Origin of the sequence: Chitinophaga sp. LS1 (genome assembly GCF_034274695.1) — a bacterium.
Lineage (GTDB): Bacteria > Bacteroidota > Bacteroidia > Chitinophagales > Chitinophagaceae > Chitinophaga.
This window is the reverse complement of sequence record NZ_CP128362.1, coordinates 2,898,797-2,922,440: the sequence shown is the minus strand read 5'-3', so window position 1 is coordinate 2,922,440 and position 23,644 is coordinate 2,898,797. Positions and strand designations below refer to the sequence as shown.

Here is a 23,644-nt window from a genome sequence, read left to right as displayed (position 1 = left end):
CTCTTTGGTAAAATCACATGAACCTCCTCCTGCTCTGGCTGTAATGCGTAATATATCTCTGATAAGGAATACGAAAATCAGGACAATAACAGGTAATATCAGCAGTATAGTTTTACAAAGAAGGATCGAGTTCATAGACATGAAAGATAATAAGATGATGGCTTTACTAGCTGAACTGTTGCTTTAGCATATTCATAGATCTGCTTAAAAAAGCCTTAGCTATTCACCCACAATATTGCTCGAAATCCGCCTTTAGGTTTTCATGATCTCTTATTACCCATCTTTTGAAAGCCGTAAAGCTTGATGCAGGACGCAAATGTCTAATAATCTTTTGTTTTATTTCCTCTTTTTCCTCAGCCGAATATGTTTCATCATAATAGTCAAATAACAAATCCTGAAAAGTCCTTATCTCTTTAAGTAAAAGATTTCGAACATTTGCGGCTTCAATAGATTTTAAGGTAGTAGTTCCATTGTAAACTGCATCTAAAAGCGTAACTGAGTTATTAACACGATCGGTGTTCTCAAGGGCCCGGAATTCAGCCTTTTCTTTTGGGTATGGGTTAATATGATATCTTATTTTTTTATCTACTTCGTCTGTCTCCTGAGTGACATCTAGAATATCATCAAATATGGGTTTGGCTAGTTTTATGTTATTGCAATGCCCACAAGCAAAAAAGAGATTATTCCAATCAAACATCACATCCCGATAATTTCTATGTGGTCGAAAATGTTCAACGTTTATTGTTGTAGGCTCTCTTTGCTCACATATATAGCATTTATTATAGAAATCATTCCTTATTGCATGAAGAACTCCGTCACATCTGTAACTCCCAGTAGCTTTTGCTTTCTCAATTGCTAAGCAAGGTGGGGCAGGTTGAGATTTAGAAGCAAAAATCATTTGTTCTTATTAAGTGTTCTTAACTGAATTTGTTGAATTTTAACCGCTAATTCATCTGCTAAAAATTTGGGAACATCATCAATATATTTCCTTAATTCCCGTAGTTGATCTCTTTCCTTTTCATCTAACTCTTCTTTAGAACTTAGATATTCAAACTCAGCAATCTTCTTCTTTAAAATTGATGAATATTTATCTGCTTCAAAATAACTCTCAATTAAAGTATCATAGGAATAACCAGATAAATCATCCGTGACAATCCTCTTTTCAAGATCGCAAATAACTGCGTTTTCTATTGAGCTTATAACAAATGGGGAATGTGTTGTAATGATAAACTGTAGTTTTGGAAAAAATGTAGTTAGAAATGGAAGTACCTTTTTCTGTAATTCAATATGAAGATGAGTCTCAATTTCATCTATAAGCACAATTCCTTCTACATCATAACTTTTTGCACCAGAACTCTCCATTCTTAATAATAATTCTGTTATAATACTTAAAACCGCAGAATAACCATCAGAAAGTTGGTTTAAATTATATGGTTCCTTACCTGTTTCAAGTACATTAAAATTATAGTTCTTTCTATCAAACGACAATTTAAGTTGGGGATCACTAAATAATTCAGCGAGGTTTCTTTCAAAGTTTGCAAACCATGAGTCAACCTCTCTCACAACATCCGTTTCATTCTCATCCCTAGCGAATGATCTGTCTGCTTTTAAGTTTACAATGTATTGAATAAAATCAGCTCCAACATGCTCTCGGGGATTATAATTCCGCTTAAATTTAATTTTGTTAATACCACTTGGTACATTAAATTTTGAGTTACGCTTTGAGTCAAATGACGCAACTATAAATTTCCCTGAATTGAAATTTGATAAAATTTCATTAAAATGATTAAAGCTTATTGACACGCCTGTTAAAGCCTTGATTTCTCTATTAACAGCTTCTATTTCCGTAGTGTAAGAACTCATACTTTCTGGAGTATGATTCTTTATTACTTCATTTTTTTCATAAATAAGATAATCTCTTCGCCTTATAACATTAGCTAAAAAGCTAATATTGCTTTCTTGTATAACTGCAGAAAGATATTTTTGTAATTCGACAAGTAGAGAAGTTTTACCACTTCCGTTTCGTCCAGTGATGATTAAATGCTTTCTTTCATCAGACGAAATGGGTATTTCGAGTTCTTTTGTATTCCGAACTTCATTTATGCTGATAGATGAAATGAATATGTCATTCATAAATTTACCATCAAAGTATAGATGAATATAAAAAAGAAAAGGCTTTCAAGCAAATTACCTGAAAACCTTTTTAATTCGTAGCGAGAAAGGGAGTTGAACCCTTGACCTCAGGGTTATGAATCCTGCGCTCTAACCGCCTGAGCTACCTCGCCAAATCCTCGTCTTGTTCAAAACGGGAGTGCAAAGATAATCGCTAAATTGATAAAAGCCAAGAGGTATTTATATTTTTTTTTAATACGCTAATAATTCCTTCACCGCAGCCTTCACCTTTTGCGGATTTGGCAACATTTCATTCTCCAACGCCAGATTGATAGGCACTGCTGGCAAATCCAAAGCACCAAGCGTGAAAATCGGCGCATCCAGCGAGCGAAAGCAGTGCTGTTGAATACGACCCGCTAAGGCCTGTGCAAAGGAATTATTCAGTTGTTCTTCAGTGAGCACAAGGCATTTTCCATGGCGGGAAACAGATGAATAGACCAGCTCTTCATCCAGCGGGAATAATGTACGCAGATCAATCACCTCTACCTGACCAGGGAAGGCCGCAGCGACAGCCATTGCCCAGTATACCCCCATTCCGTAGGTGATGATACAACAAGTATCGCCCTTCTTCACGTCTTTTGGATGAGCAGGTACCACTACCCTCCCCTTGCCCATTGGCAACTGATAGTCTGCATCTGGTTCAATCATGATCGCCGCCTGTGTACCAGGAACTTTGCTCCAATATAAACCTTTGTGCTCCAGCATAACAACCGGATTGGGATCTAAAAAAGCAGCCTTCATCAGTCCTTTCATATCAGCAGCATTGGATGGATAGACTACTTTAATACCTTTAATGGTAAGCAAAGTAGATTCGATACTACCAGAATGATAAGGTCCTCCACCTCCATAAGCACCAATAGGTATACGGATCAGGGTCTGCACCGGGAATTTGCCATAGCTGAGGTAACAGGATTTCGAAATCTCCGTCACCAGCTGATTAAATCCAGGATAGATATAATCGGCAAACTGAATTTCTACAATAGGCTTAACACCTACTGCTGATAAACCAGCAGTAGCTCCAACGATATAAGCTTCCTGTATAGCTGTGTTGTATACCCTGTGGTCACCGAATTTTTCCGCAAGGGTAGCTGCTTCGCGGAATACGCCACCCAAACGGCGTCCTACATCCTGACCAAAAAAGATGGCTTCAGGATAGTCCCGCAGGATTTCTTCTACCGCATGCAAAGCAGCATCCACCATCATCACTTTCGTACCATTTGCGGGGGTACGATTCCCTTTTTCTACTGTAACAGCAGCAGGTGCAAATACATGATCCTTCACTGTGCGGGGATCCGGATCCTGTGCTATCCGCGCCTTATCAAATTCGGCTTCTATATATTCCTGTGTTTCTCTTTCAATGGTTAACAGGTCCTTCTCCGGAATACCGGAGGATATTAATAATGCTTTTAGTTTGGGTAAGGGATCCTTTTCTCCATGAAAGGACAGGTCTTCATCTGTTCTGTACCATTCCTTGCGTACACCGGAGGTATGGTGCCCTAACAATGGCACACAGGCATGTACCAATACAGGTTTCCTTTCTTTGCGTACATAACTGATTGCAGCCTCCATGCCATGATAACTCTCTTCAAAATCACTTCCATCCACCCGTATTCGTTTCAGGCCTTTAAATCCCGCAGCATATTCATATGCATCCATTACACGGGTTTCTGCAGATGAAGCAGAAATACCCCATTCATTGTCCTGTACCAGGTAAATGACTGGTAACTCCCACAGAATAGCACTCTGCCATGCTTCACTGACTTCACCTTCCGTGACACTGCCATCACCGAGAGAGCAAAGAACTACCGGTAATTCTCCATGGGGGCCGGTAGGCAGAGAGTCAGATAAATTTCTTTCCAGATAACGGATACCCTGTGCCATGCCTGTAGCCGGAATGACCTGCATGCCGGTAGCACTGCTCTGGTGAGGGATTAAGGGGCGATTGGGTACCCGGCTGGCTGGATGACTATAATACGATCGACCGCCGGAGAAAGGGTCATCTCCCTTTGCAAGGAGTTGTAACATCAGCTCAAGGGGAGTAAAACCCATGGCCAGCATCATACTGTCATCCCGATAGTAAGGACTGGCATAATCCCAGGGTTGTAACTGCAATCCAGCTGCTATCTGAATAGCTTCATGCCCACGGGACGTGGAATGTACATATTTGCAAACGGAGCGATTCGCTTCATACGTGGCGGCCATTTGGGAAGCCTGACACATCAGCCGGAAGGCTTTCAGCCACAGGCCTTGCTTATTAGCAATCCCTGCTTTTATAGTTGGGGTGATTGTATTATCTTTAAACACTTTATATCCTGTTTGGATGTTTATAAGATTAAATAGTTGCTAATGCAACTATTGCTAATGCAATTTAAATAATTATGCCTAATACTTTCGTAACGAATCCATCTTTTTTTAAGTTGGATGCCACCCTTAAAAGAATCCGTAACTACTGGCAAAAGACTTTTGATATTCATAAGGTGGACATTACTGTTGACCAGTGGCTGCTGATAGAAAACCTGTATAAGCACAAAAAGATTACGCATAACGAACTCGCTAAGCTGACATCGAAGGATATTACCACCGTTTCCCGTATTATTGAATTACTGGTTAAGAAAGAACTGGTGCTTAGGGAAGGATCTCCCCAGGACCGCAGGAAGGTGTTTTTACAGCTCACTGTTAAAGGCGCAGATAAGTATAAGGAAGCAAGACCTTTAGTGCTGGAAATGCGTAAAACGGGCTGGAATCATCTTACAGAAGACGATTTTCAGGAGCTGACGAGGATATTGGATGTGATTTATAATAATGTGCCGGATGAGGTTACTTTGACGAAGCAGGTGCCAGAAGATAAGTAATTTAAAGGACACCGGAATTCAGAGGGTGATCGATTACACCCAAAAGAAGCCTGGAAAAAAGTAATATAAAGGATTCTCCAAAGTTCTGGATGTGACAGATAACCTCAAACAAGTGATTTCAAGAACTAACGAGAAATTCTATCAAAGTTGTTCAAACAAATCAAAATAAAAACCGGCCTGCTCAGTGGATGAGCAGGCCGGTTCATTTATAATCATCAAAACTTATTTCACTACAAACTCCAGCAAACTGTCATTTTCAATAAACGCTTCCAGCGTATCCCCTATCTCTACAGGACCTACCCCAGCCGGCGTACCTGTAAATACCAGATCCCCGATATTCAGCGTAAAGAATTTAGAAATATAAGCCACCAGAAAATCAAATGAAAACAACAGGTCTTTCGTATTCCCCTGCTGCACCAGTTCTTTATTTTTATACAAACAGAAATTAATATCTTTTTTATCCAACTCAGGGGTAATGGGGATAAACTGCCCTACCACAGCCGAATTATCAAACGCCTTTGCAATCTCCCACGGTAATCCTTTCTGCTTTTGCTTATCCTGCAGATCACGGGCAGTGAAATCAATACCAATCCCAATCTGGTCATAGTATTTATCTGCAAATTTTTCCTGAATATGCTTTCCGTTTTTGCATATTCTCAGCACCAGTTCACATTCATAATGGAGGTTGTCGGTAAACTCTGGATAGTAAAATGGATGGTTGTTCTGCAGCAATGCATTCTTAGGCTTCATGAAAATCACAGGTTCTGTCGGTACCTCATTTTTCAATTCCTTTGCATGATCGGCATAGTTTCTTCCAACGCATATAATTTTCATGACGGTTAATCTTTAATTAAGGTTAAATGAATGGATTTATAAATTTAGTTTCCAGGTGAATATTTAAGGTTATTATACTTGTTCATCGTGCGTTCCAAACCTATAGATACAAATCCTTCAATGATTTCCACGCATTTTTCCAATTTCCACTGCACTATTACCATTTCATCTTTAGGCCATTTGCCCAATACAAAATCAACCTGTCTGCCTTTAGGATAGTCATTACCAATACCGAATCTCAACCGTGGATACTGATTTGTACCCAGTAGCTCCTGTATATTCTTAAGCCCGTTTTGTCCCGCATCACTACCACCAGGGCGGATACGCAGCACTTCTACCGGCAGGGCCAGATCGTCTACCAGCACAAAAATATTTTCCAATGGCACTTTCTCCTTGTCCATCCAGTATTTTACGGCTTTGCCACTCAGGTTCATGTAGGTGGTAGGCTTTATTACAATAAGGGTACGCCCTTTCCATTTCACTTCTGCCACATCCGCCAGGCGTTCGCTTTTGTAGGTAGCTCCGTGCTTTGCAACAAAGGTATCTGCGATATCGAATCCAATATTATGGCGGGTATGCTCATATTCTGCGCCTATATTCCCAAGCCCTACTATCAGGTATTTCATCTGTCGACTAATTTAATAAACACGAACTCGTGGCGCCATCCACCATATATACGGAAGTTTTGCAAACCACGGCGTAAAAATAAAAAAAGTCCCATCCCGGACGAACCAGGACGGGACTTTTTGGAAAAATATCTATAAAGAAAATTATTTCTTCTTGGCGTCTTTTTCGTTAGCAGCCTCTTCCTGACGTAACTGACGGGTCATTACTACGGAAGCGATAGGAATACGAGGAGAGTTAGTGATCTCGATGTTTTCAGCTACTACGTCTTCTACGCGGATGTTACCATTCAGTTCCAGGTTATCGATGTTTACTTCGATATTCTCACGCAGGTACTTAGGCAGCGCCTTAACTTTCAGTGCCTTGATCTTTACAACCAGTTTACCACCGGCTTTAACACCTTCGGACTGACCTACGATCTTGATTGGCAGGCTTACCGCTACTGGCTTATCTTCAACCAGTTCCAGGAAGTCGATGTGTGACAGCTCGTCAGTTACGGTATCGAACTGCAGATCTTTCAGTACACATCTGTAAGTTTTAGCACCTAATTTGATTTCAGCGAGCTGAAATTCAGAAGTGTAAACAAGCGTTTTGAAAGCAACAGCCGGAGCAGAAAAGCTCACGGTTTCAGCACCCCCGTAAATAACACAAGGCACTTGTCCCTCAGAACGTACCTGGCGGGTGGCTTTTTTGCCATATTCGCTTCTGAGTTGTCCTTCGATTGTTATCGTTTTCATTGATTAAACATTTATAATTGTTATAAATAAGCTTGTTGCTACTAGCGGCGGTGGCTATGCACGAACAAGTTTGTGATAGACTTGTTCTCATGCATGTTCCTGATGGCTACTGCAAAGAGATCAGCAACACTGATCACCTTGATCTTTGAAGATTGCTGTTTCAATGGAATGGTATCGCAGATAACGAACTCTTCCAATACAGAATTCTCAATGTTTTCGTAAGCCTTCCCGCTAAGCACAGGGTGTGTACAAAATGCACGAACACTCTTTGCTCCTTTTTCTATCAGTAGGTTAGCTGCTTTGGTAAGGGTACCTGCAGTATCGCAGATGTCATCGATCAGCACGATGTCCTTGTCTTTTACATCACCTATTACAACCATGGAAGCGATCTCATTCGCACGTTTACGGTGCTTATCGCAGATCACCATTTCCGCGTTGAAGTAGGCTGCTACTTCCCTTACCCTGTTAGTGCTTCCCACATCAGGGGACGCAAAGGTAAGATTTTCCAGCTTCAAATTCTCAATGTACGGTATGAAAATTGCCGAACTATCCAGGTGGTCTACCGGGATATCGAAGAATCCCTGGATCTGAGGAGCGTGCAAATCCATGGTAATCACCCTGTTAGCGCCTGCCGACGTGAGCAGATTCGCTACCAGCTTAGAGGCGATGGCTACCCTTGGTTTGTCCTTTCTGTCCTGCCGGGCGAAGCCAAAATACGGAATTACTGCGGTGATATAACCGGCAGAAGCCCTTTTGGCTGCGTCGATCATCATTAATAACTCCATCAGGTTGTCCGATGGAGAATTAGTGCTCTGCACGAGAAAAACATAATCACCGCGGATACTTTCCATATAAATCGGCTGGAATTCTCCGTCACTGAACTTCTGAATTGTCAATTTGCCTAACCCGTTGCCGTAGCGGCTGGCGATTTTCTCTGCCAGCGCGGGATTGCTGTTCCCTGTGAATATTTTTACTGATGGTTGCATGAACTATAAAAAAGAGGTTGCAAAACTATGATATTTGGAGTATGAATTTTTTTATTTTTTGGTGACTACAGGGCCATACACACGACTTTGCTTTATTTCGAATAAGTAAAACTCTTATTATTAAGAAGTTACCTACTCTTTGCTGTGGATTGTAGTGCTAATTTAAAAAAAATTGAAAGCCCGGGGGAAAAGATGTAACTTTTGGTAAAGCATAGAAAGAATGGATACCATTGATTCGTTAGCCGGGCATGTGTCAATCAAAGATTGGCACACAGATGACCAACCAAGACACAAGTTAATCATAAAAGGGACAGGAACATTGAGTGATGCAGAATTGCTCGCTTTATTATTAAATACAGGCCATAAGCACAAATCCGCATTGTTGCTGGCACAGGAAATACTTCACAAATCATCCAATAATTTACAGGAATTAGGGAAGCTAAATGTCAATCAACTGAAGAAACTGAGGGGTATTGGCGAAGCTAAAGCAGCCAGAATAATAGCTGCTTTGGAGCTCGGGCGCCGAAGGCAGGCCGGATTCATGCTGCCAAAAACCAAAATCAGAAACGGGCAGGAAGCGGCTTTATATTTTAAACCTATTCTGGGAGATTGCTCCAATGAGCGGGTACATGTACTGTATTTAAATTTTGCGAATACGGTGATCAAGGATTGTTGCGTGAGCATTGGAGGTATTTCTTCTGCACCTGCCGATGTGAGAGTGATTCTGAGAGAGGCACTGGAACTGGGAGCTACCTCTATTATTCTTTGCCATAACCATCCTTCAGGCAATCTGAGTCCCAGTCAGGCCGATATTCTTTTTACACGAAAGGTCGTACAGGCTGCCAGCATTTTGGATATAATGGTGCTGGATCATATCATCGTATCACAGGCAGGGTACTACAGCCTGAATGAAGAAGGCCTGATGGATGAAGAAAAAAAGCAACCAGTAAGGAGCAGGCTAATCAGAGAAAACAACTCTCCATTGGGCTTCTCCGGAATGAGGATTGCCATGGTATAATTGCAACATTCACATATATAATATAACATTTGGATATAACACCGTCTTTTCCTTACATTCGCAATTATTTTATTTTCAAAGAATAATATGCTCAAAATAGGAATCTTTGGTGTGGGGCACCTGGGTAAGATCCATCTTTCTCAATGGGCCACCATAAAAGACGTAGAAGTAGTCGGCTTTTTTGATCCAAGTGATAGCAATGCCGCCAGTGTAGCACAGCAATACCAGATTCCGAGATTCTCGACCGCGGAAGAACTGATACAGGCTTCTGATGCCATCGATATCATCGCTCCTACCACCCAGCACTTCAAGTTATGTGAAAGCGCTATCCGCAACGGAAAGCACATTTTCGTGGAAAAGCCGATGACTAATACCATGGAAGAAGCTAAAACACTGGTAAAACTGGTGGAAGAAGCTAATATCAAATTCCAGGTAGGTCATGTGGAACGTTTCAACCCGGCTTTCCTTGCACTGAAAGGACATGCACTCAACCCCATGTTCATCGAAGTACATCGCCTGGCTGAATTTAATCCACGTGGTACCGACGTAAGCGTAATTTTGGACCTGATGATCCATGATATCGACATCGTGCTCAGTATCGTAAAGTCTACCGTGAACCGTATCTCTGCCAGTGGCGTCGCTGTGATGAGCGATACACCTGATATAGCCAACGTTCGCATTGAATTCCATAACGGCTGTGTAGCCAACCTGACATCCAGCCGTATCTCTCTGAAAAAGATGCGCAAAATGCGCCTCTTCCAGAAAGATGCTTACATCGGCATCGACTTCCTGGACAAGAAGACTGAAATCATCAAGCTGAAAACACCAGAAGATGAAGGATTATTCACATTGGATATAGATACCAACAGCGGTAAAAAAACCATCGCTATCGATAATCCTGAAATCAAACAGGTGAACGCGATCAGAATGGAGCTGGAACTGTTCAGAGATGCTATCCTCCTGAATAAACCTGTACCGGTGAATGCAATTGATGGTCTGCAGGCTATGGAAGTAGCACATCAGATCCTTGCTAAAATCAATAAGGGATTATCTTCAGAAGCTTAATTTCTTGTACCTAATAAGGCCTCCGCGATCGTCAGATCCAGCGGACGGGTGATCTTTATATTCGCTTCGTCGCCGGGTACTAACTGTACCTGGCGGCCCTGGCGCTCTACTACCGTTGCTTCATCTGTGAATAACGGATCAAAAGGTTGCTCAAATGCGGGTAGGATCCACTCCGAGAGGAATGTCTGCGGGGTCTGTATAATCTTATATTGCTCCCTGTCTACCGCCCTGTTACCATCCCCTACCAACTCGCGGATACTATCTTTCATTTCAATCACAGGAATGGCACTCCCCTGCGCTACTGCTCCTTCATAACAACGGTGAATTAATGCGCTGCTAACCAGCGGCCTTACACCATCGTGTACAAAAATCACTGCCGGTTCCTGCACCATCTTCAACCCGTTGAGTACAGAATTGAAACGGGTTTCTCCACCTTTCACCAACATCACCTGCTTAAAATCGCCTATCCATTCAGCCACATAACTGAAATGGGCCTCCGGCAATACCAATACGATTTCCATATCAGCATATGCCTGCACAAAAGCATTGACGGTATGCCATAATACCGGCTTTCCGGCCAGTTCCAAAAACTGTTTCGGAACGGCACTCCCCATGCGGGTACCGGAACCTCCGGCTACAATGATGGCTACTTTCTTTCGTTGTTCCACGAGCTGAAATTAAATTGCGAATGATTCTGCCTAAGCAGCACCATTCGCAATAAATAATTGAGAATCTGTTTCGTTTATTAGAGGATCAGCATAGCATCGCCATAGCTGAAGAAACGGTATTTCTCCTTGATAGCCTGTTGGTAAGCTTCCATCACCAGGTCATAACCAGCAAACGCACACACCATGATCAGCAGACTTGTCTTAGGCAGGTGGAAGTTAGTTACCAAAGCATTAGGGATAGCGAAATCATAAGGAGGATGAATGAATGTGTTAGTCCATCCTTCTGCTGCTTTCAGCATGTTCTGCGCAGTCACGGAAGATTCTACAGCCCTTACAGTTGTAGTACCGATCGCACATACTTTACGATTTTCTTCTTTCGCCTTGTTCACAATCTTCACAGCGTATTCATCAATGTTGAAATACTCTGCATCCATCTTGTGCTTGCTCAGATCTTCTACTTCGATAGGACGGAAAGTACCTAAACCAGTGTGAAGAGTTACCTCTGCAAACTTAATACCTTTGATCTCAAGACGCTTGATCAGCTCACGGCTGAAGTGCAAACCAGCAGTTGGCGCAGCTACTGCACCTTCGTACTTGGCATACACAGTCTGATAACGCTCCTTGTCCTCATCTTCAGGTTTACGCTTGATGTACTTAGGCAGTGGCGTTTCACCCAGGGTGTCCAGCACTTGCTTAAACTCTTCATCATTACCTTCGAACAGGAAACGGATTGTACGGCCACGGGAAGTAGTGTTGTCAATTACTTCCGCTACCAGCGACTCATCATCTCCAAAATACAACTTGTTACCAACCCTGATCTTACGGGCAGGATCCACAATCACATCCCACAAACGATTCTGCTTGTTCAGTTCGCGCAACAGGAATACTTCAATCTTGGCACCTGTTTTCTCTTTACGGCCATAAAGACGGGCAGGGAACACTTTCGTGTTGTTTACCATCATTACATCCTTGTCATTGAAATAATTCAGGATATCCTTGAATACCTTGTGCTCGATTTTGCCGGTGGCACGATTTACCACCATCAAACGTGCTTCATCTCTTGTCTTGGAAGGGTGCTGTGCGATCAGATTTAAAGGAAGATCAAACCTAAACTGTGATAGTTTCATATTACGGTATGAATAAATTTAAAGGTTGCAAAGGTATTGATAATATACCATCTATCAAAAAATGATTATTTGCTATTTATAAAACAATTAATTACGCATAAATGTTTTTAGGAATAGAACTAATGAGCTGCTTTGTATATGCACTCTGTGGATGTTCATAGACCTGATCGGCCAAGCCGGCTTCCTCTATCCTCCCCTTGTTCATGACAATCATTCTGTCACTGATAAAACGCACTACCGATAGATCGTGCGATATGAATATATACGTAAATCCAAACTCTTCCCGTAAGCGCATCAGCAGATTCAATACCTGCGCCTGTATACTTACGTCCAGGGCGGCAACCGACTCATCGCAAATGATAAATGAAGGTTGTAACGCCAACGCACGGGCGATGACTATCCGCTGCCGCTGCCCACCCGAAAACTCATGTGGATAACGGTAATAATGCTCCGGCAACAGATTTACTTTATCCAGCAATTCCTGTACCTTTTCTTTACGCTGCTGATCATTAGCATATAATCCGTGTACCTGCAACGGTTCCAGAATGGCCTGACCTACGGTCAGACGTGGATTCAGGGACGAGTAAGGATCCTGAAATATGATTTGCAGCTCTTTGCGGAGGTCCCGCATCTCTGAAGCCGGCAACTGGCAAAGGTCTTTCCCTTTATATAATATGCTTCCGCCAGTGGGAGGCGTGAGTCGTAGCAAGGTACGACCAAGGGTCGTCTTTCCACATCCTGACTCCCCTACCAACCCCATTGTTTCACCTTCTTTGACTGTAAAGCTCACCCCATTCACGGCTTTGGTCCAGCTCAGGACCTTTCCGAATATATTGCGGGAGGCAGGAAACCAGGTATGCAGGTCCTTTACCTCCAACAATGGAGGTTGCTGTGCAATGTACTGTTCTCTGAGAATTATCTTTTCAGCAGGAATTTCGAGGCTTTGTACCAGCGATTGTACGGCCTGGCCTTTTTCCTGAATCTGACCGGCAGTGTCCACTTCCATAAAGTCGTGGGTCACCGGCAGTCTGTATAATCTTTTATCCAGTGGAGGGCGGCAGGCCAGCAGGCCCTTGGTATAAGGATGTTGTGGATGTGTGAATATCTCCTGTACACTGCCCTGCTCTACAATCTGCCCTTTGTACATCACCGCGACCCTGTCAGCGATTTCTGCAATCACACCCAGGTCATGGGTGATAAACACCACGCTCATACCTGTTTGCTGTTGCAGTTCCTTTAACAGGGCGAGAATAGTCTTTTGTACGGTAACGTCCAGGGCTGTAGTCGGTTCATCAGCTATCAGCAGGCGGGGTTGACAGCTGATGGCCATGGCAATCATGACTCGTTGTTTCTGACCGCCGGACAACTGATGTGGATAACGGTGCAGGATCTTCTCCGGATCTGGTAGGCGCACCTGCCTGAATAAAGCTAATGTTTGCTCCCTTGCCTCACTGGCAGAGACTTTCTTATGCAGACGGAGCACTTCCATAACCTGTGCACCACAGGTATGTAACGGGTTCAGTGCCGTCATCGGCTCCTGAAAGATCATTGCGATTTCATTGCCTCTCCATTTGCGCATCTCACTTTCGGAGAGATCGGGAAGATTAACAGGGGGCTTTTCCGGGTCAACCTGGTACAATAAACTACCAGCTGAAATAAGTCCAGGGGACTGAATGAGCCGCATCAGGGCCAGCGACGTCACAGACTTTCCGGAGCCGGATTCTCCGACTATTCCCATAATCTCCCCTTTTCTGATATCCAGAGAAATATCCTTCACCGCCTGATGGCCGGCGAAGGAAACGGTTAGATTCCGGATGGAAAGTAATGTTTGTTGCGTAGTGGCAGATGTGAGCATGAGTCCTTTATACTGCTCATATTACGAAATAATACGCAAAATTCTTACTGCTTACGAACTTAGAATCGTAGATGCTTCACTGTCTGGTGACTATTGATCAGCGCTTTCAGCGAGTCAATACCGATCTTGAGGTGATTGTTCACATAATCAGAAGTCACTTTCTTATCAGATTCTTCTGTCTTCACTCCTTCCGGAACCATAGGTTGGTCAGAAACCAGTAATAATGCACCGGTAGGGATCTTATTGTAGAAACCTACTGAAAAGATGGTGGCTGTTTCCATATCCACGGCCATTGCCCTGATCTTTTCCAGGTAGCGTTTGAATTCCACATCATGTTCCCATACACGGCGGTTGGTGCTGTAGCAGGTACCTGTCCAGTAGTCGCAGCCATATTCACGGATGGTGGTGGAAATTGCCTTTTGAAGGGCAAATGAGGGCAGTGCAGGAACTTCGGGCGGGAAGTAGTCATTGGAGGTACCTTCACCTCTGATAGCTGCAATAGGCAGGATCAGGTCTCCAACATTATTCTTTTTCTTCAGACCACCGCATTTGCCAAGGAATAATACGGCATTGGGTGAAATAGCTGTCAGCAGGTCCATGATGGTAGCGGCACCAGGGCTTCCCATACCAAAATTGATGATGGTAATGTCATTTGCAGTGGCACATTGCATTGCTTTGCCATTGCCAACGATCTTGACATTGTTCCATTCTGCAAATAAATTAAGGTAATTACTAAAGTTGGTGAGGAGGATGTGGGAGCCAAAGTTCTCCAGCTTTTCTCCGGTGTAGCGGGGAAGCCAATTAGCTACTATTTCGTCTTTTGTCTTCATAGCCTTTTGACATGCAAATTTACAAAAAATTCCTGAGAAGACTACCTTTGCCCGATGATTACCATCGAATTTCCCCCTCCTGACTTCAAAATCATCACTGAAAACGCTAAAGACCTGATCTTCGACCGTTTCCGGAAAAAATACGTTGTCCTCACCCCTGAAGAATGGGTACGTCAAAACTTTCTGAATTATCTCGTCGCTACCCTTAAATACCCGGCATCCCTGATAGGCATTGAAAAAGAGATCTACCTGGGAGAGATGAAAAAGCGCTATGACATCGTAGTTTTCAACAAAAATCACCAGCCCTGGATGATCGTGGAGTGCAAGGAGATGGGGATTCCCCTCAGCCAGACTACTTTAGAGCAGATCGTTCGCTATCATATGGTATTGCCCGCTGCCTATCTGGTGATCACCAACGGCATCAATACCTGGTGCTGCGAACATAATGTGCAGGCCGGCCGCTGGGATTTCATTGAAATGCTACCCTCGCACCAATAAAAACATTCATGAAAGAGGGAATTCACCAACGGGGGATGAAAAACATTTTCAGAAAAAAGGACGTACCATTGCTGATACGTCCTTGTGTAAATATGCTGTATTCCAATCAAGGGAAAATACCCAGTTGTTCGTAAGCTGCGCCTACTTTATCAATTGCACAGATATAAGCGGCAGTACGCATATCGTGTACATCAGGATGGTTCACCATGATCTCACGCACTTCGTGCAAAGCAGCATGCATAGTTTCTTCCAGACCGGAATATACCAGATCCACTTCGTCCGCACCGTGTGCAATGAATTTTCTTTCTCTTTCTGACACGCTCTTACCTGTCATTTCTTCAATCACGCCAAGAATGTGAATATTCATATTCTCATCAAAACGTTTGCCCAGACGACCATAACGTACATGGCTAAGGTTCTTGAGCCACTCAAAGTAAGATACGGTCACCCCACCTGCATTCAGGAACATATCCGGCACTACAATCACGCCTTTCTTATTCAGGATATCATCTGCTTCTGGTGTAATAGGACCATTTGCAGCTTCACCGATAATACGGGCTTTAATATTAGCAGCATTGCCTTTGTGTATCACATTTTCCAGTGCGGCAGGGATCAGGATATCACAATCCAGTTCCAGTCCGTCTGTATTTTTCGCCAGAGTTTGTGCCCCCGGGAAGTTGATGATTGAACCAGTTTCGTTCCTGTGTTTCAATACCTTGTCAGGATCCAGGCCTTTCTCATTGTAGATCGCACCATCATATTCGATCAGACCTACGATGACAGAACCTGCTTCATGGAAGTATTTAGCGGCATGGTAACCTACGTTACCCATACCCTGTACGATCACCCTTTTGCCAATGAGACCTGGCTCCAGACCGACCTTTTTCATATCTTCCCTGATATTACATAGTTCCTGCAAACCATAGAATACACCCAGACCCGTAGCTTCTTTACGACCTCTTACACCGCCCTGTGATACGGGTTTACCCGTTACGCAGCCATAACCATCTATTTCTCCCGGACGAAGACTCATATAAGTATCCAGGATCCAGCTCATTTCCCTTTCACCGGTGCCATAATCAGGAGCAGGTACATCGATACCAGGGCCGATAAAGTTTTTCTTTACCAGTTCAGCAGTGTAACGACGGGTAATGTTTTCCAGCTGGAATGGGGAATAATTGCGGGGATTGATTTTGATACCACCTTTTGCACCACCGAAGGGTACGTTTACGATGGCACATTTGTAAGTCATCAGGGAGGCAAGGGCCATTACCTCATCCTGGTTCACTTCTTCACTGAAGCGGATACCACCTTTACAAGGAAGTTTGTGGTGTGAGTGCTGTACACGATAGGCTTCGATCACTTCAATCGTATCACCTACGCGTACGGGGAATTTCATACGGTAAACGGCATTACAAGCTTTAATCTGCTCGAGAATGCCCTTCTCCCATTTCGTGAAACCTGCGGCTTTGTCAAAGCTTTTTTCAACGTTCTGAAAAAAGCTTATGTGCTGTTCTTGCGCCATAAAAAACTGTTTTGGTATAAATATGTAGTTGGACTTAATAAAGTCTTAGAGGGTATCAGCACGTTCCCTACGCTCCAGCTTACTGATCTTCCTATCCAGGCGAACTAAAAAAATCACAATTCCAATAAAGATGATCAGCAGGACTCCTACTACCACATATATCTTGCCATTGCTACGAAAAAATTCATTTACCGGTCCAGTCTCCGTATTCTGTTGTTGTGATGCCGGCTCTTGTCCAAAGGTCAGCAGGGATACTAATAACAACAAACAGGTACAACAGAAAGAAATCGCTTTGTTAATCATTTAAAAATATTTTTTAACTCTAATTTTTTGTAGCGCACCACGAGGGTATAGATCCAGACACTCATCAGTACCCAGCCAATGAATGCGGGATAGAGCACCGTCTTCATACTGCCATCAGTATCTTTTGAGGCAAACGTAGGAGAGCCGGCGGCACCTGGGTGAAGAGATTCCACCATGCGTGGGATGATATATGTTAAGGGAATCAACAAAGCAAATGCGAAAATGTTAAACACGGCAGAGATACGTGCACGCTTATCGATGTCCGGAATAGACATGCGCAGTACCAGGTAAGCCATATATATGAGCAGAGCAACAGCGGTAAGCTGTTGTTTGGCGTCATTCGTGATTGTTCCGCCCCAGGTATACGTTGCCCACAGCGTACCGGTACAAAAACCCAGTATGCCAAAGAATACGCCTACACTACCGGCTGCGCCAGCCAGGGCATCTTTCTTCAAATCGTATTTTGTGAGATAGAGCAGGGAATTTGCTACCGAAATGCTAAACATGGTATACATACACATCCACATCGGTACGTGGAAAAATAGTCCCCGGGATGATTGCTGATTCGTACCTATAAGGGGTATATTAATTGTAAACCCAGCAATTATAGTGTAGATGAGAAGTATTACCGCTAAAGCTTTCCACCAGTGCTTTGCCATTGTTTTTAACGACTAAATGAGTGGCAAACCTACAACAAAATTCTAATCCTTCCATAAAAAAGGGAATAGAATCAGGGACAAGCCTACGATGAGTATATCCATGGCACCCAACATCAGGAACATCTTAGGCAGACCGGGCTGATAGACAGTGATAAATGAGGAACGGGCGATGTTCGACAGCATAGTTAACAAGGGAAGCATAATCGGGAATCCCATGATTGCCATGAGTGCCGCATTCTGATTGGCCTGAGCTGCAATGGCCGCCAGCATGGTAAAAAGCAGGGAAAGGCTGAGGCCCCCCAGCATAATAACACCCAGGAAATAGGATATATTAATAATAGGATTGCCCATAAAGAGAATGCAGCATACCAGGGTAATTATACTCATGAGCGCCATGAGCAGAATATTATATATCAGCTTAGCAATGATGAAGTTACGGGGATGTACCAGTGAGTAAAAATACAACAGCCGCCCCCGGTTTTCCTGCAAAAAGCTCTTGGCAATCGCATTGACAGAAACAAATAACTGTACCACCCAGAAAAGTGCATTCCAGGTCTTTTCTTCCGGCTTGCCTATCATCAGGTTAATGACAAATACGGTAGAAATGATATAGAGCAGAACCCCATAAAGCGCATATTTCTGACGTAATTCCAGTAATATGTCTTTTTTTACCAGGGTAATTGTTTGTTGGAATGCGGTCGATTTCATGAGGGGGCAAAGATACCTTATATTCGCTTTTATGAAAAAAATACTGGTAGCCAATCGCGGCGAAATCGCACTACGTATTATGCGATCTGCACGGGAAATGGGCATTGCTACTGTAGCGGTGTATTCTGAAGCTGACCGTACCATGCCCTTTGTACAATATGCTGATGAAGCTATCTGTATAGGCCCTGCCCCATCCAGCCAATCCTACCTGCAAATCGAAAAGATCCTGGCAGCAGCCAAACAAGCCGGAGCGGATGCCATCCATCCGGGTTATGGATTTCTAAGCGAAAATGCCCGTTTTGCTGCAGCGGTGATTGCCGCCGGTATTACTTTCATTGGCCCCAGCGCCTACGCCATCGAAATGATGGGTAGCAAACTGGCCGCCAAACAAGCCGCTCAAAAATTCGGCGTACCAATGGTACCCGGTACCGAAACGCCCCTACGCAGCCTTGAGGAGGCCCAGGAGGTCGTGAAAAAAACCGGCTTCCCTATTCTGATCAAAGCCTCTGCCGGTGGTGGAGGTAAAGGTATGCGGGTAGTAAACGCAGCCTCAGAGCTGGAAGAACAGATCCGGCTGGCCAAAAGTGAAGCCATGAGCGCCTTTGGCGACGATGCCGTTTTCATTGAAAAATATGTAGGTGCTCCCCGCCACATTGAAATACAAATACTGGGTGACCAGCATGGTAATTACGTATATCTCTTTGAACGTGAGTGTTCTATACAACGCCGTCACCAGAAACTGATCGAAGAAGCGCCCTCCTCCTGCCTGACACCGGATATCCGTTCCGCCATGGGCAAGTGCGCGCTTGATGTAGCCAAAGCCTGTAACTATTATGGGGCCGGCACAGTAGAGTTCCTCGTAGATGAACAGTTACAATTTTATTTCCTGGAAATGAACACCCGCCTGCAGGTGGAACACCCGGTGACAGAACTGATCACTGGACTGGACCTGGTAAAAGAGCAGATCAGGATAGCCAGAGGGGAAAAATTATCTTTTTCACAGGAAGACCTGACAATAAATGGCCATGCCATCGAGTTAAGGATATGTGCAGAAGACCCTGCCAGCAATTTCCTGCCGGATACAGGTACACTTGAAACTTATGTACGCCCTCAGGGATATGGGATCAGGGTAGATGACGGGTATGAAGCAGGCATGGATATATCTATATATTATGACCCAATGATTGCCAAACTCATTGCCTGGGGCGCTAACAGAGAGGAAGCAAGGGAAAGATTGATCCGTGCGATTGCTGAGTACCAGGTAAAAGGGATCCAGACCACTTTACCCTTTGGCAGCTGGGCACTGCAACAACCTGCATTCATCAACGGACAATTCGATACTAATTTTATAGGGAAATACTTCACGCCACAATCTTTGGAAACTCCGTCGCCGGATGCAGCCCGGGCGGCCGCACTTCTGGCTGTACAGGTTTGGCAGGAGGAACTGCGAAAAGCACAACAGCAACCTGTAAACCAGGCGGGAGGCAGATGGAAAACCCGCCGCTAAACGTTCATTTATTCCGTCTCATCCATCCCTTTAAAAACCATCAAATTGTTAAGATAATTCTAAAGCGCGATTCAATAACGGTAAAACGTACTAGTTTTGTTATTGTATATTTCTATTATGAGACGGTTTATTTTATTAGTTATTTCGTTTTTCTACCGCCCATTTGCCAAAGTGATGCCCTTTCAGACCTTCCGCTACCTGGCATGTGGTGGAGGTAATACGGTGTTGGACATATGTTTATATTATATCAGCTACCATTACATCCTTGGAGGAGGTAACGACCTCATTCCCCCTGCTGACGTAGTCTTACCATTTATCACTATACAGGCGCATATCGCAGCTTTATTTATGGCGCTTGCTGTCACTTTTCCCACAGGTTTCCTGTTGAGCAAATACATCGTATTCTCTGAATCCAACCTGAGAGGCCGGGTACAACTGGTCCGCTACTTTATGATGGTAGGCACCTGCCTGCTGCTGAACTATGGATTCATGAAATTGTTTGTAGACTACCTGCACTTCTACCCTACTCCTTCCAAAATACTGACTACCTGCTTTGTTGTAATATTCAGTTACCTGGCACAGAAGAGGTTCACATTCAAGGTAAAAGTAGCGGAGCAAAAATAAAGACTACTCTTCGTAATAACAGTGCCTGCAACGGGGTTCGTACAGGTCTGTTTCTCCTAACAATACGGTATGCTTATCGGCTGATTTACGGTAAGAATAATTGGCGATGTTGCCACACTTCACGCAGATGGCGTGCAGCTTGGTAATGTAATCTGCCTTCGCCAGCAAAAATGGCATCTGCCCAAATGGCTTACCCATGTAATCCATGTCCAGACCTGCCACAATTACACGAATTCCACGTAATGCCAGCTGGTCGCACACTTCCATCAATTCACCATCAAAGAACTGGGCTTCGTCTATGCCCACGACATCTACGTCTTGCGCAAGCAACAGGATCTGCTGGGAGTTCTCAAGAGGGGTGCTTTTTATTCTGCTTTCATCGTGAGAAACAATATGTTGTACGTCGTAGCGGGTATCTATGACCGGTTTAAATATTTCGACTTTTAAATTGGCAATGCGGGCCCTTTTTAATCTCCTGATCAACTCCTCCGTTTTTCCAGAAAACATTGAGCCACAGATCACTTCTATCCAACCCCTTCGCCCTCCTGCAAGAGAAGGTTCAATAAACATAATATACTATTTTGATTTACAGTTAATTAAAATGGTATAACTTCATGCAAATAAAATAAATTCTCCCAGACTACGTTAACAATTAACGCATGGAACGCATTTTGCATTAAATTATTTTTTTTTGCGATTATGGAAAAAATAAGTGCATTAATTGACAAGTTACAGGAATTAAAGACGACTGGCGCGACCCTGCAGTCTATATCATATTACGTGCAATTATTGCAGGCGGAGATTCTTCATGCCCGTAGTCTTGAAAGAGAACGGGAAAGAGAATTACAACGCAGACAGAGTAATATTGCTGTAATTATGCCGGGAGCGACTATGGCTGACCCGGAAGTTACAGTTGATTCCAATGATAACATAACCGCCCCGCAATTTACGCCATCTGAGTCAATACCAGTTGTTGAATATAAACGACCTGAACCGCCAGCTCCAGAGCCAGTAGGAATGATTGAACCGGCACCGGTTGTAAATCAACCTATTGCGGAGAAAACGCCAGAGCCTGCGCCAGAACCACTGAGGGCGTACCAGTCACCGGCTCCTACATTAGAAGCATTGAAAGCGTATCAGTCGCCAGTACCTGAACAGGATGCCCTGAAAGCTTATCAAACACCTGCGCCGGAGCCAAAACCAGCACCAGTTCCTGAACCACCGGTCGCTTACCAGCCACCGACACCAGCTCCAGAACCAATACCTGCACCCGCTCCTACTCCGGCTCCCAAAGAAGAAGAAAAACAACCTGTGTTCATCACCCTCTTCGGTGACCATAGCCAGCCCGTTGTCAGTGCTTCCAGACCAGAAAAAGTCGAAAAGGTTGAAAAACCTGAAAAAACAGAAAAGCCTGAAACCAACGGTATTCACTCCGAGTTAAAAGAACTGAACCAAAAAGTAGCACAAAATATTCCTTCCCTAAACGACCGCCTGCGTCAAAGTCAGTCAGAGATCGGTGATCGCTTCAACGATATGCCAGTCAAAGACCTGCGCCAGGCTATCGGTATCAACGACAAATTCCAGTTCATCCAGGAACTGTTCCGTGGTGATGTAGACTCTTATGAGCGCTCCGTCAAGACGATCAATGAGATGCACTCATTGCCGGATGCGGAATACTGGATAGAAAGAGAGTTGAAAATCAGGCAGGGTTGGGTAGATGATAACCGTGTCGTTCGCCAGTTCTATGCTTTGGTGAAAAAACGTTTCTCCTGAATATAAGCCAGAATTTTTCCGGTTGCACCCTTATTTTCGGCCACAAAACGGCCGGCGGCATTACCTATTTGCATACAGCGGGTATTGTCTTCCAGTAAGGATTCCATTTCTGTAGTTAATGCACTGACATTAGCAATGGTCGCACCACCACCTGCTGCCAATAATGCAGCTGCTTCCGGGTATTTATGGAATACTGGCCCGAATACTACCGGCTTGCTGTAAGTAGCCGGCTCCAGGATATTGTGAATGCCATCTTTTCCAAATCCCCCACCGATAAAGGTGACGCGGGCATAACGATATAACAGGGACAACAGACCAATATTATCAATGATCAGCACCTCGCCCTGACCGCCCTGTGAATAACGGACAGCGCCGGGGAACAATGACTGCACCTGTTTAATATGCGCTTCATGAATCTCATGCGGCGCCAGTATCAAACAGCGATCGGGTTTCGCATTTGTTTTCCACCATTCAGCCAGTGCCTGTTCATCGGCTTCCCAGGTACTACCTGCTATCACAGCCTTACGGCCACTGATAAAGGTTTCGATAGCGGGCAAAGAGGCAGGCTCCTCCAACAGCGCCGATACCCTGTCAAAACGGGTATCCCCAGCCAGGCTTGCTCTTTCAATACCCAGCTGCCGGATCAGGTCCAGCGAATCCTGGTTTTGTACAAAAATCCAGTCAAACTGCCGGAGCAATTGTCTGAAAATACCACCATAAGGCTTGAAAAATAACTGGTTAGGTCTGAAAATACCGGAAATAAGCAATACTGGTAGCTGCCTTTGGGACAAGGCTGTCAGGAAATGATACCAGAACTCATATTTAATAAAGATCACCAGTGTCGGATGTACGATGTCCAGGAAATCTGTGGCATTGCCCGGAGTATCCAACGGGAGGTAGTATACGTAATCAGCTCCCTGGTAATTCTTACGCACCTCGTACCCGGATGGGGAATAAAAGGTGAGCAGGATACGGCAATGGGGGTATTGGGCCCGGATCGCCTCCAGCACGGGTCTCCCCTGCTCAAATTCACCCAGCGAGGCGGCATGCACCCAAATGAGGGGGCCGGATCCTTTCAGCTGTTCCTTCATCCGTTCCCGCCAGTGACGGCGGCCTTCAATCCACAGTTTCGCTTTGGCATTGCCGATAATTGCAGCCAGCCCAACCCCGGCCCGGTATGATCTTATTCCTATATTATATATGGCATTTCCCAGCATCCTGATGACGTACTTGTACTGAATTTTTTAACAGGAGCAAAGATACTGCCCTTCCTATGTCA

General features: G+C 44.2%; 24 protein-coding genes and 1 tRNA gene. 7 read left to right on the top strand and 18 right to left on the bottom strand.

Annotated features, from left to right (window positions below; genetic code table 11):
• Positions 1 to 223 precede the first annotated feature (223 nt).
• The 4 genes from QQL36_RS12100 to QQL36_RS12085 all read right to left on the bottom strand — a co-directional run bounded on the left by QQL36_RS12100 (position 224) and on the right by QQL36_RS12085 (position 4,476).
• Positions 224 to 898, bottom strand: coding sequence for a hypothetical protein (locus QQL36_RS12100; RefSeq protein ID WP_143708709.1), 675 nt, complete (start codon positions 896 to 898; stop codon positions 224 to 226).
• Positions 895 to 2,133 (bottom strand): AAA family ATPase, encoded by a 1,239-nt coding sequence (locus QQL36_RS12095; protein WP_321569849.1) that lies wholly within the window; start codon positions 2,131 to 2,133, stop codon positions 895 to 897. The genes QQL36_RS12100 and QQL36_RS12095 overlap by 4 nt, the downstream gene beginning before the upstream one ends.
• 78 nt (positions 2,134 to 2,211) lie before the next feature.
• Positions 2,212 to 2,285, bottom strand: a tRNA-Met gene (locus QQL36_RS12090).
• Between the two features lie 79 nt (positions 2,286 to 2,364).
• Complete coding sequence (locus QQL36_RS12085; RefSeq protein ID WP_321569848.1) at positions 2,365 to 4,476, bottom strand: thiamine pyrophosphate-dependent enzyme; 2,112 nt, start codon at positions 4,474 to 4,476, stop codon at positions 2,365 to 2,367.
• 74 nt (positions 4,477 to 4,550) lie between these two features.
• Here QQL36_RS12085 and QQL36_RS12080 point away from each other — a divergent pair, with 74 nt between their 5' ends.
• Positions 4,551 to 5,024 carry a MarR family winged helix-turn-helix transcriptional regulator gene (locus QQL36_RS12080; RefSeq protein WP_321569847.1) on the top strand — a complete coding sequence of 158 codons (474 nt, stop codon included), beginning with the start codon at positions 4,551 to 4,553 and terminating at the stop codon, positions 5,022 to 5,024.
• A 222-nt stretch (positions 5,025 to 5,246) separates the two neighbouring features.
• On the opposite strand, the gene QQL36_RS12075 is transcribed toward QQL36_RS12080, so the two are convergent.
• The 4 genes from QQL36_RS12075 to QQL36_RS12060 all read right to left on the bottom strand — a co-directional run bounded on the left by QQL36_RS12075 (position 5,247) and on the right by QQL36_RS12060 (position 8,205).
• A complete protein-coding gene (locus tag QQL36_RS12075) occupies positions 5,247 to 5,858 on the bottom strand; it encodes a fumarylacetoacetate hydrolase family protein (protein ID WP_083721143.1) in 612 nt (203 codons plus the stop codon).
• 44 nt (positions 5,859 to 5,902) lie between these two features.
• Positions 5,903 to 6,484, bottom strand: a complete 582-nt coding sequence (gene pth / locus QQL36_RS12070) for an aminoacyl-tRNA hydrolase (protein WP_083721146.1) — start codon at positions 6,482 to 6,484, stop codon at positions 5,903 to 5,905.
• Between the two features lie 144 nt (positions 6,485 to 6,628).
• Positions 6,629 to 7,219 carry a 50S ribosomal protein L25 gene (locus QQL36_RS12065; RefSeq protein WP_321569846.1) on the bottom strand — a complete coding sequence of 197 codons (591 nt, stop codon included), beginning with the start codon at positions 7,217 to 7,219 and terminating at the stop codon, positions 6,629 to 6,631.
• Between the two features lie 41 nt (positions 7,220 to 7,260).
• On the bottom strand, positions 7,261 to 8,205 hold the full coding sequence (locus QQL36_RS12060; protein WP_072360476.1) for a ribose-phosphate pyrophosphokinase: 945 nt from the start codon (positions 8,203 to 8,205) through the stop codon (positions 7,261 to 7,263).
• A gap of 220 nt (positions 8,206 to 8,425) precedes the next feature.
• Between QQL36_RS12060 and radC the strand changes: the two genes are divergently transcribed.
• On the top strand, positions 8,426 to 9,223 hold the full coding sequence (radC, locus tag QQL36_RS12055) for a RadC family protein (protein ID WP_321569845.1): 798 nt from the start codon (positions 8,426 to 8,428) through the stop codon (positions 9,221 to 9,223).
• An 87-nt stretch (positions 9,224 to 9,310) separates the two neighbouring features.
• Positions 9,311 to 10,288 (top strand): Gfo/Idh/MocA family protein, encoded by a 978-nt coding sequence (locus tag QQL36_RS12050; RefSeq protein ID WP_083721152.1) that lies wholly within the window; start codon positions 9,311 to 9,313, stop codon positions 10,286 to 10,288.
• On the opposite strand, the gene QQL36_RS12045 is transcribed toward QQL36_RS12050, so the two are convergent.
• The 4 genes from QQL36_RS12045 to QQL36_RS12030 form a co-directional block, all read right to left on the bottom strand.
• Positions 10,285 to 10,956: a 2-C-methyl-D-erythritol 4-phosphate cytidylyltransferase gene (locus tag QQL36_RS12045; RefSeq protein ID WP_321569844.1), complete on the bottom strand. Its 672-nt coding sequence runs from the start codon at positions 10,954 to 10,956 to the stop codon at positions 10,285 to 10,287. The genes QQL36_RS12050 and QQL36_RS12045 overlap by 4 nt on opposite strands.
• Before the next feature lie 77 nt (positions 10,957 to 11,033).
• Positions 11,034 to 12,083: a tRNA preQ1(34) S-adenosylmethionine ribosyltransferase-isomerase QueA gene (queA, locus tag QQL36_RS12040; RefSeq protein WP_083721156.1), complete on the bottom strand. Its 1,050-nt coding sequence runs from the start codon at positions 12,081 to 12,083 to the stop codon at positions 11,034 to 11,036.
• A gap of 91 nt (positions 12,084 to 12,174) precedes the next feature.
• Entirely contained in the window at positions 12,175 to 13,938 is a 1,764-nt protein-coding gene (locus QQL36_RS12035) for an ABC transporter ATP-binding protein (protein WP_321569843.1), read from the bottom strand.
• A 59-nt stretch (positions 13,939 to 13,997) separates the two neighbouring features.
• Positions 13,998 to 14,768: an AMP nucleosidase gene (locus QQL36_RS12030; protein WP_320580561.1), complete on the bottom strand. Its 771-nt coding sequence runs from the start codon at positions 14,766 to 14,768 to the stop codon at positions 13,998 to 14,000.
• Positions 14,769 to 14,822: 54 nt separating this feature from the next.
• Here QQL36_RS12030 and QQL36_RS12025 point away from each other — a divergent pair, with 54 nt between their 5' ends.
• A complete protein-coding gene (locus QQL36_RS12025; protein WP_321569842.1) occupies positions 14,823 to 15,266 on the top strand; it encodes a type I restriction enzyme HsdR N-terminal domain-containing protein in 444 nt (147 codons plus the stop codon).
• Positions 15,267 to 15,372: 106 nt separating this feature from the next.
• Here the strand turns inward: QQL36_RS12025 and QQL36_RS12020 are convergent, their stop codons facing one another.
• Genes QQL36_RS12020 through QQL36_RS12005 form a run of 4 tightly spaced genes read right to left on the bottom strand, consistent with a single transcriptional unit; the run spans position 15,373 to position 18,461 of the window.
• The gene (locus QQL36_RS12020; protein ID WP_083721164.1) at positions 15,373 to 16,791 is read right to left on the bottom strand and encodes a Glu/Leu/Phe/Val family dehydrogenase; all 1,419 of its coding nucleotides are present in this window, start codon (positions 16,789 to 16,791) and stop codon (positions 15,373 to 15,375) included.
• A 45-nt stretch (positions 16,792 to 16,836) separates the two neighbouring features.
• Complete coding sequence (locus QQL36_RS12015; RefSeq protein WP_204545984.1) at positions 16,837 to 17,094, bottom strand: CcmD family protein; 258 nt, start codon at positions 17,092 to 17,094, stop codon at positions 16,837 to 16,839.
• Positions 17,091 to 17,753: a cytochrome c biogenesis protein CcsA gene (ccsA, locus tag QQL36_RS12010; protein ID WP_321569841.1), complete on the bottom strand. Its 663-nt coding sequence runs from the start codon at positions 17,751 to 17,753 to the stop codon at positions 17,091 to 17,093. The genes QQL36_RS12015 and ccsA overlap by 4 nt, the downstream gene beginning before the upstream one ends.
• 42 nt (positions 17,754 to 17,795) lie before the next feature.
• A complete protein-coding gene (locus QQL36_RS12005) occupies positions 17,796 to 18,461 on the bottom strand; it encodes a heme exporter protein CcmB (protein ID WP_083721167.1) in 666 nt (221 codons plus the stop codon).
• Between the two features lie 31 nt (positions 18,462 to 18,492).
• Here QQL36_RS12005 and accC point away from each other — a divergent pair, with 31 nt between their 5' ends.
• Together accC and QQL36_RS11995 are read left to right on the top strand one after the other, a co-directional pair.
• Positions 18,493 to 19,968, top strand: a complete 1,476-nt coding sequence (gene accC / locus QQL36_RS12000) for an acetyl-CoA carboxylase biotin carboxylase subunit (protein WP_321569840.1) — start codon at positions 18,493 to 18,495, stop codon at positions 19,966 to 19,968.
• Between the two features lie 117 nt (positions 19,969 to 20,085).
• Positions 20,086 to 20,592, top strand: coding sequence for a GtrA family protein (locus QQL36_RS11995; RefSeq protein WP_321569839.1), 507 nt, complete (start codon positions 20,086 to 20,088; stop codon positions 20,590 to 20,592).
• 3 nt (positions 20,593 to 20,595) lie between these two features.
• Here QQL36_RS11995 and QQL36_RS11990 read toward each other — a convergent pair whose 3' ends face one another.
• The gene (locus tag QQL36_RS11990; protein WP_083721171.1) at positions 20,596 to 21,162 is read right to left on the bottom strand and encodes a thymidine kinase; all 567 of its coding nucleotides are present in this window, start codon (positions 21,160 to 21,162) and stop codon (positions 20,596 to 20,598) included.
• Between the two features lie 129 nt (positions 21,163 to 21,291).
• On the opposite strand from QQL36_RS11990, the gene QQL36_RS11985 reads away from it, so the two are divergent.
• A complete protein-coding gene (locus QQL36_RS11985; protein WP_321569838.1) occupies positions 21,292 to 22,365 on the top strand; it encodes a hypothetical protein in 1,074 nt (357 codons plus the stop codon).
• Here QQL36_RS11985 and QQL36_RS11980 read toward each other — a convergent pair.
• Positions 22,335 to 23,582, bottom strand: a complete 1,248-nt coding sequence (locus tag QQL36_RS11980; protein WP_321569837.1) for a 3-deoxy-D-manno-octulosonic acid transferase — start codon at positions 23,580 to 23,582, stop codon at positions 22,335 to 22,337. The genes QQL36_RS11985 and QQL36_RS11980 overlap by 31 nt on opposite strands.
• Positions 23,583 to 23,644: the final 62 nt, after the last annotated feature.

Bases quoted from the DNA above. Each gene is read 5' to 3' on its own strand.
- QQL36_RS12100 (WP_143708709.1), bottom strand. From the start codon at position 898: ATGATTTTTGCTTCTAAATCTCAACCTGCCCCACCTTGCTTAGCAATT.
- QQL36_RS12095 (WP_321569849.1), bottom strand. From the start codon at position 2,133: ATGAATGACATATTCATTTCATCTATCAGCATAAATGAAGTTCGGAAT.
- QQL36_RS12080 (WP_321569847.1), top strand. From the start codon at position 4,551: ATGCCTAATACTTTCGTAACGAATCCATCTTTTTTTAAGTTGGATGCC.
- QQL36_RS12075 (WP_083721143.1), bottom strand. From the start codon at position 5,858: ATGAAAATTATATGCGTTGGAAGAAACTATGCCGATCATGCAAAGGAA.
- pth (WP_083721146.1), bottom strand. From the start codon at position 6,484: ATGAAATACCTGATAGTAGGGCTTGGGAATATAGGCGCAGAATATGAG.
- QQL36_RS12065 (WP_321569846.1), bottom strand. From the start codon at position 7,219: ATGAAAACGATAACAATCGAAGGACAACTCAGAAGCGAATATGGCAAA.
- QQL36_RS12060 (WP_072360476.1), bottom strand. From the start codon at position 8,205: ATGCAACCATCAGTAAAAATATTCACAGGGAACAGCAATCCCGCGCTG.
- radC (WP_321569845.1), top strand. From the start codon at position 8,426: ATGGATACCATTGATTCGTTAGCCGGGCATGTGTCAATCAAAGATTGG.
- QQL36_RS12050 (WP_083721152.1), top strand. From the start codon at position 9,311: ATGCTCAAAATAGGAATCTTTGGTGTGGGGCACCTGGGTAAGATCCAT.
- queA (WP_083721156.1), bottom strand. From the start codon at position 12,083: ATGAAACTATCACAGTTTAGGTTTGATCTTCCTTTAAATCTGATCGCA.
- QQL36_RS12035 (WP_321569843.1), bottom strand. From the start codon at position 13,938: ATGCTCACATCTGCCACTACGCAACAAACATTACTTTCCATCCGGAAT.
- QQL36_RS12030 (WP_320580561.1), bottom strand. From the start codon at position 14,768: ATGAAGACAAAAGACGAAATAGTAGCTAATTGGCTTCCCCGCTACACC.
- QQL36_RS12025 (WP_321569842.1), top strand. From the start codon at position 14,823: ATGATTACCATCGAATTTCCCCCTCCTGACTTCAAAATCATCACTGAA.
- QQL36_RS12020 (WP_083721164.1), bottom strand. From the start codon at position 16,791: ATGGCGCAAGAACAGCACATAAGCTTTTTTCAGAACGTTGAAAAAAGC.
- QQL36_RS12015 (WP_204545984.1), bottom strand. From the start codon at position 17,094: ATGATTAACAAAGCGATTTCTTTCTGTTGTACCTGTTTGTTGTTATTA.
- ccsA (WP_321569841.1), bottom strand. From the start codon at position 17,753: ATGGCAAAGCACTGGTGGAAAGCTTTAGCGGTAATACTTCTCATCTAC.
- QQL36_RS12005 (WP_083721167.1), bottom strand. From the start codon at position 18,461: ATGAAATCGACCGCATTCCAACAAACAATTACCCTGGTAAAAAAAGAC.
- accC (WP_321569840.1), top strand. From the start codon at position 18,493: ATGAAAAAAATACTGGTAGCCAATCGCGGCGAAATCGCACTACGTATT.
- QQL36_RS11995 (WP_321569839.1), top strand. From the start codon at position 20,086: ATGAGACGGTTTATTTTATTAGTTATTTCGTTTTTCTACCGCCCATTT.
- QQL36_RS11990 (WP_083721171.1), bottom strand. From the start codon at position 21,162: ATGTTTATTGAACCTTCTCTTGCAGGAGGGCGAAGGGGTTGGATAGAA.
- QQL36_RS11985 (WP_321569838.1), top strand. From the start codon at position 21,292: ATGGAAAAAATAAGTGCATTAATTGACAAGTTACAGGAATTAAAGACG.
- QQL36_RS11980 (WP_321569837.1), bottom strand. From the start codon at position 23,582: ATGCTGGGAAATGCCATATATAATATAGGAATAAGATCATACCGGGCC.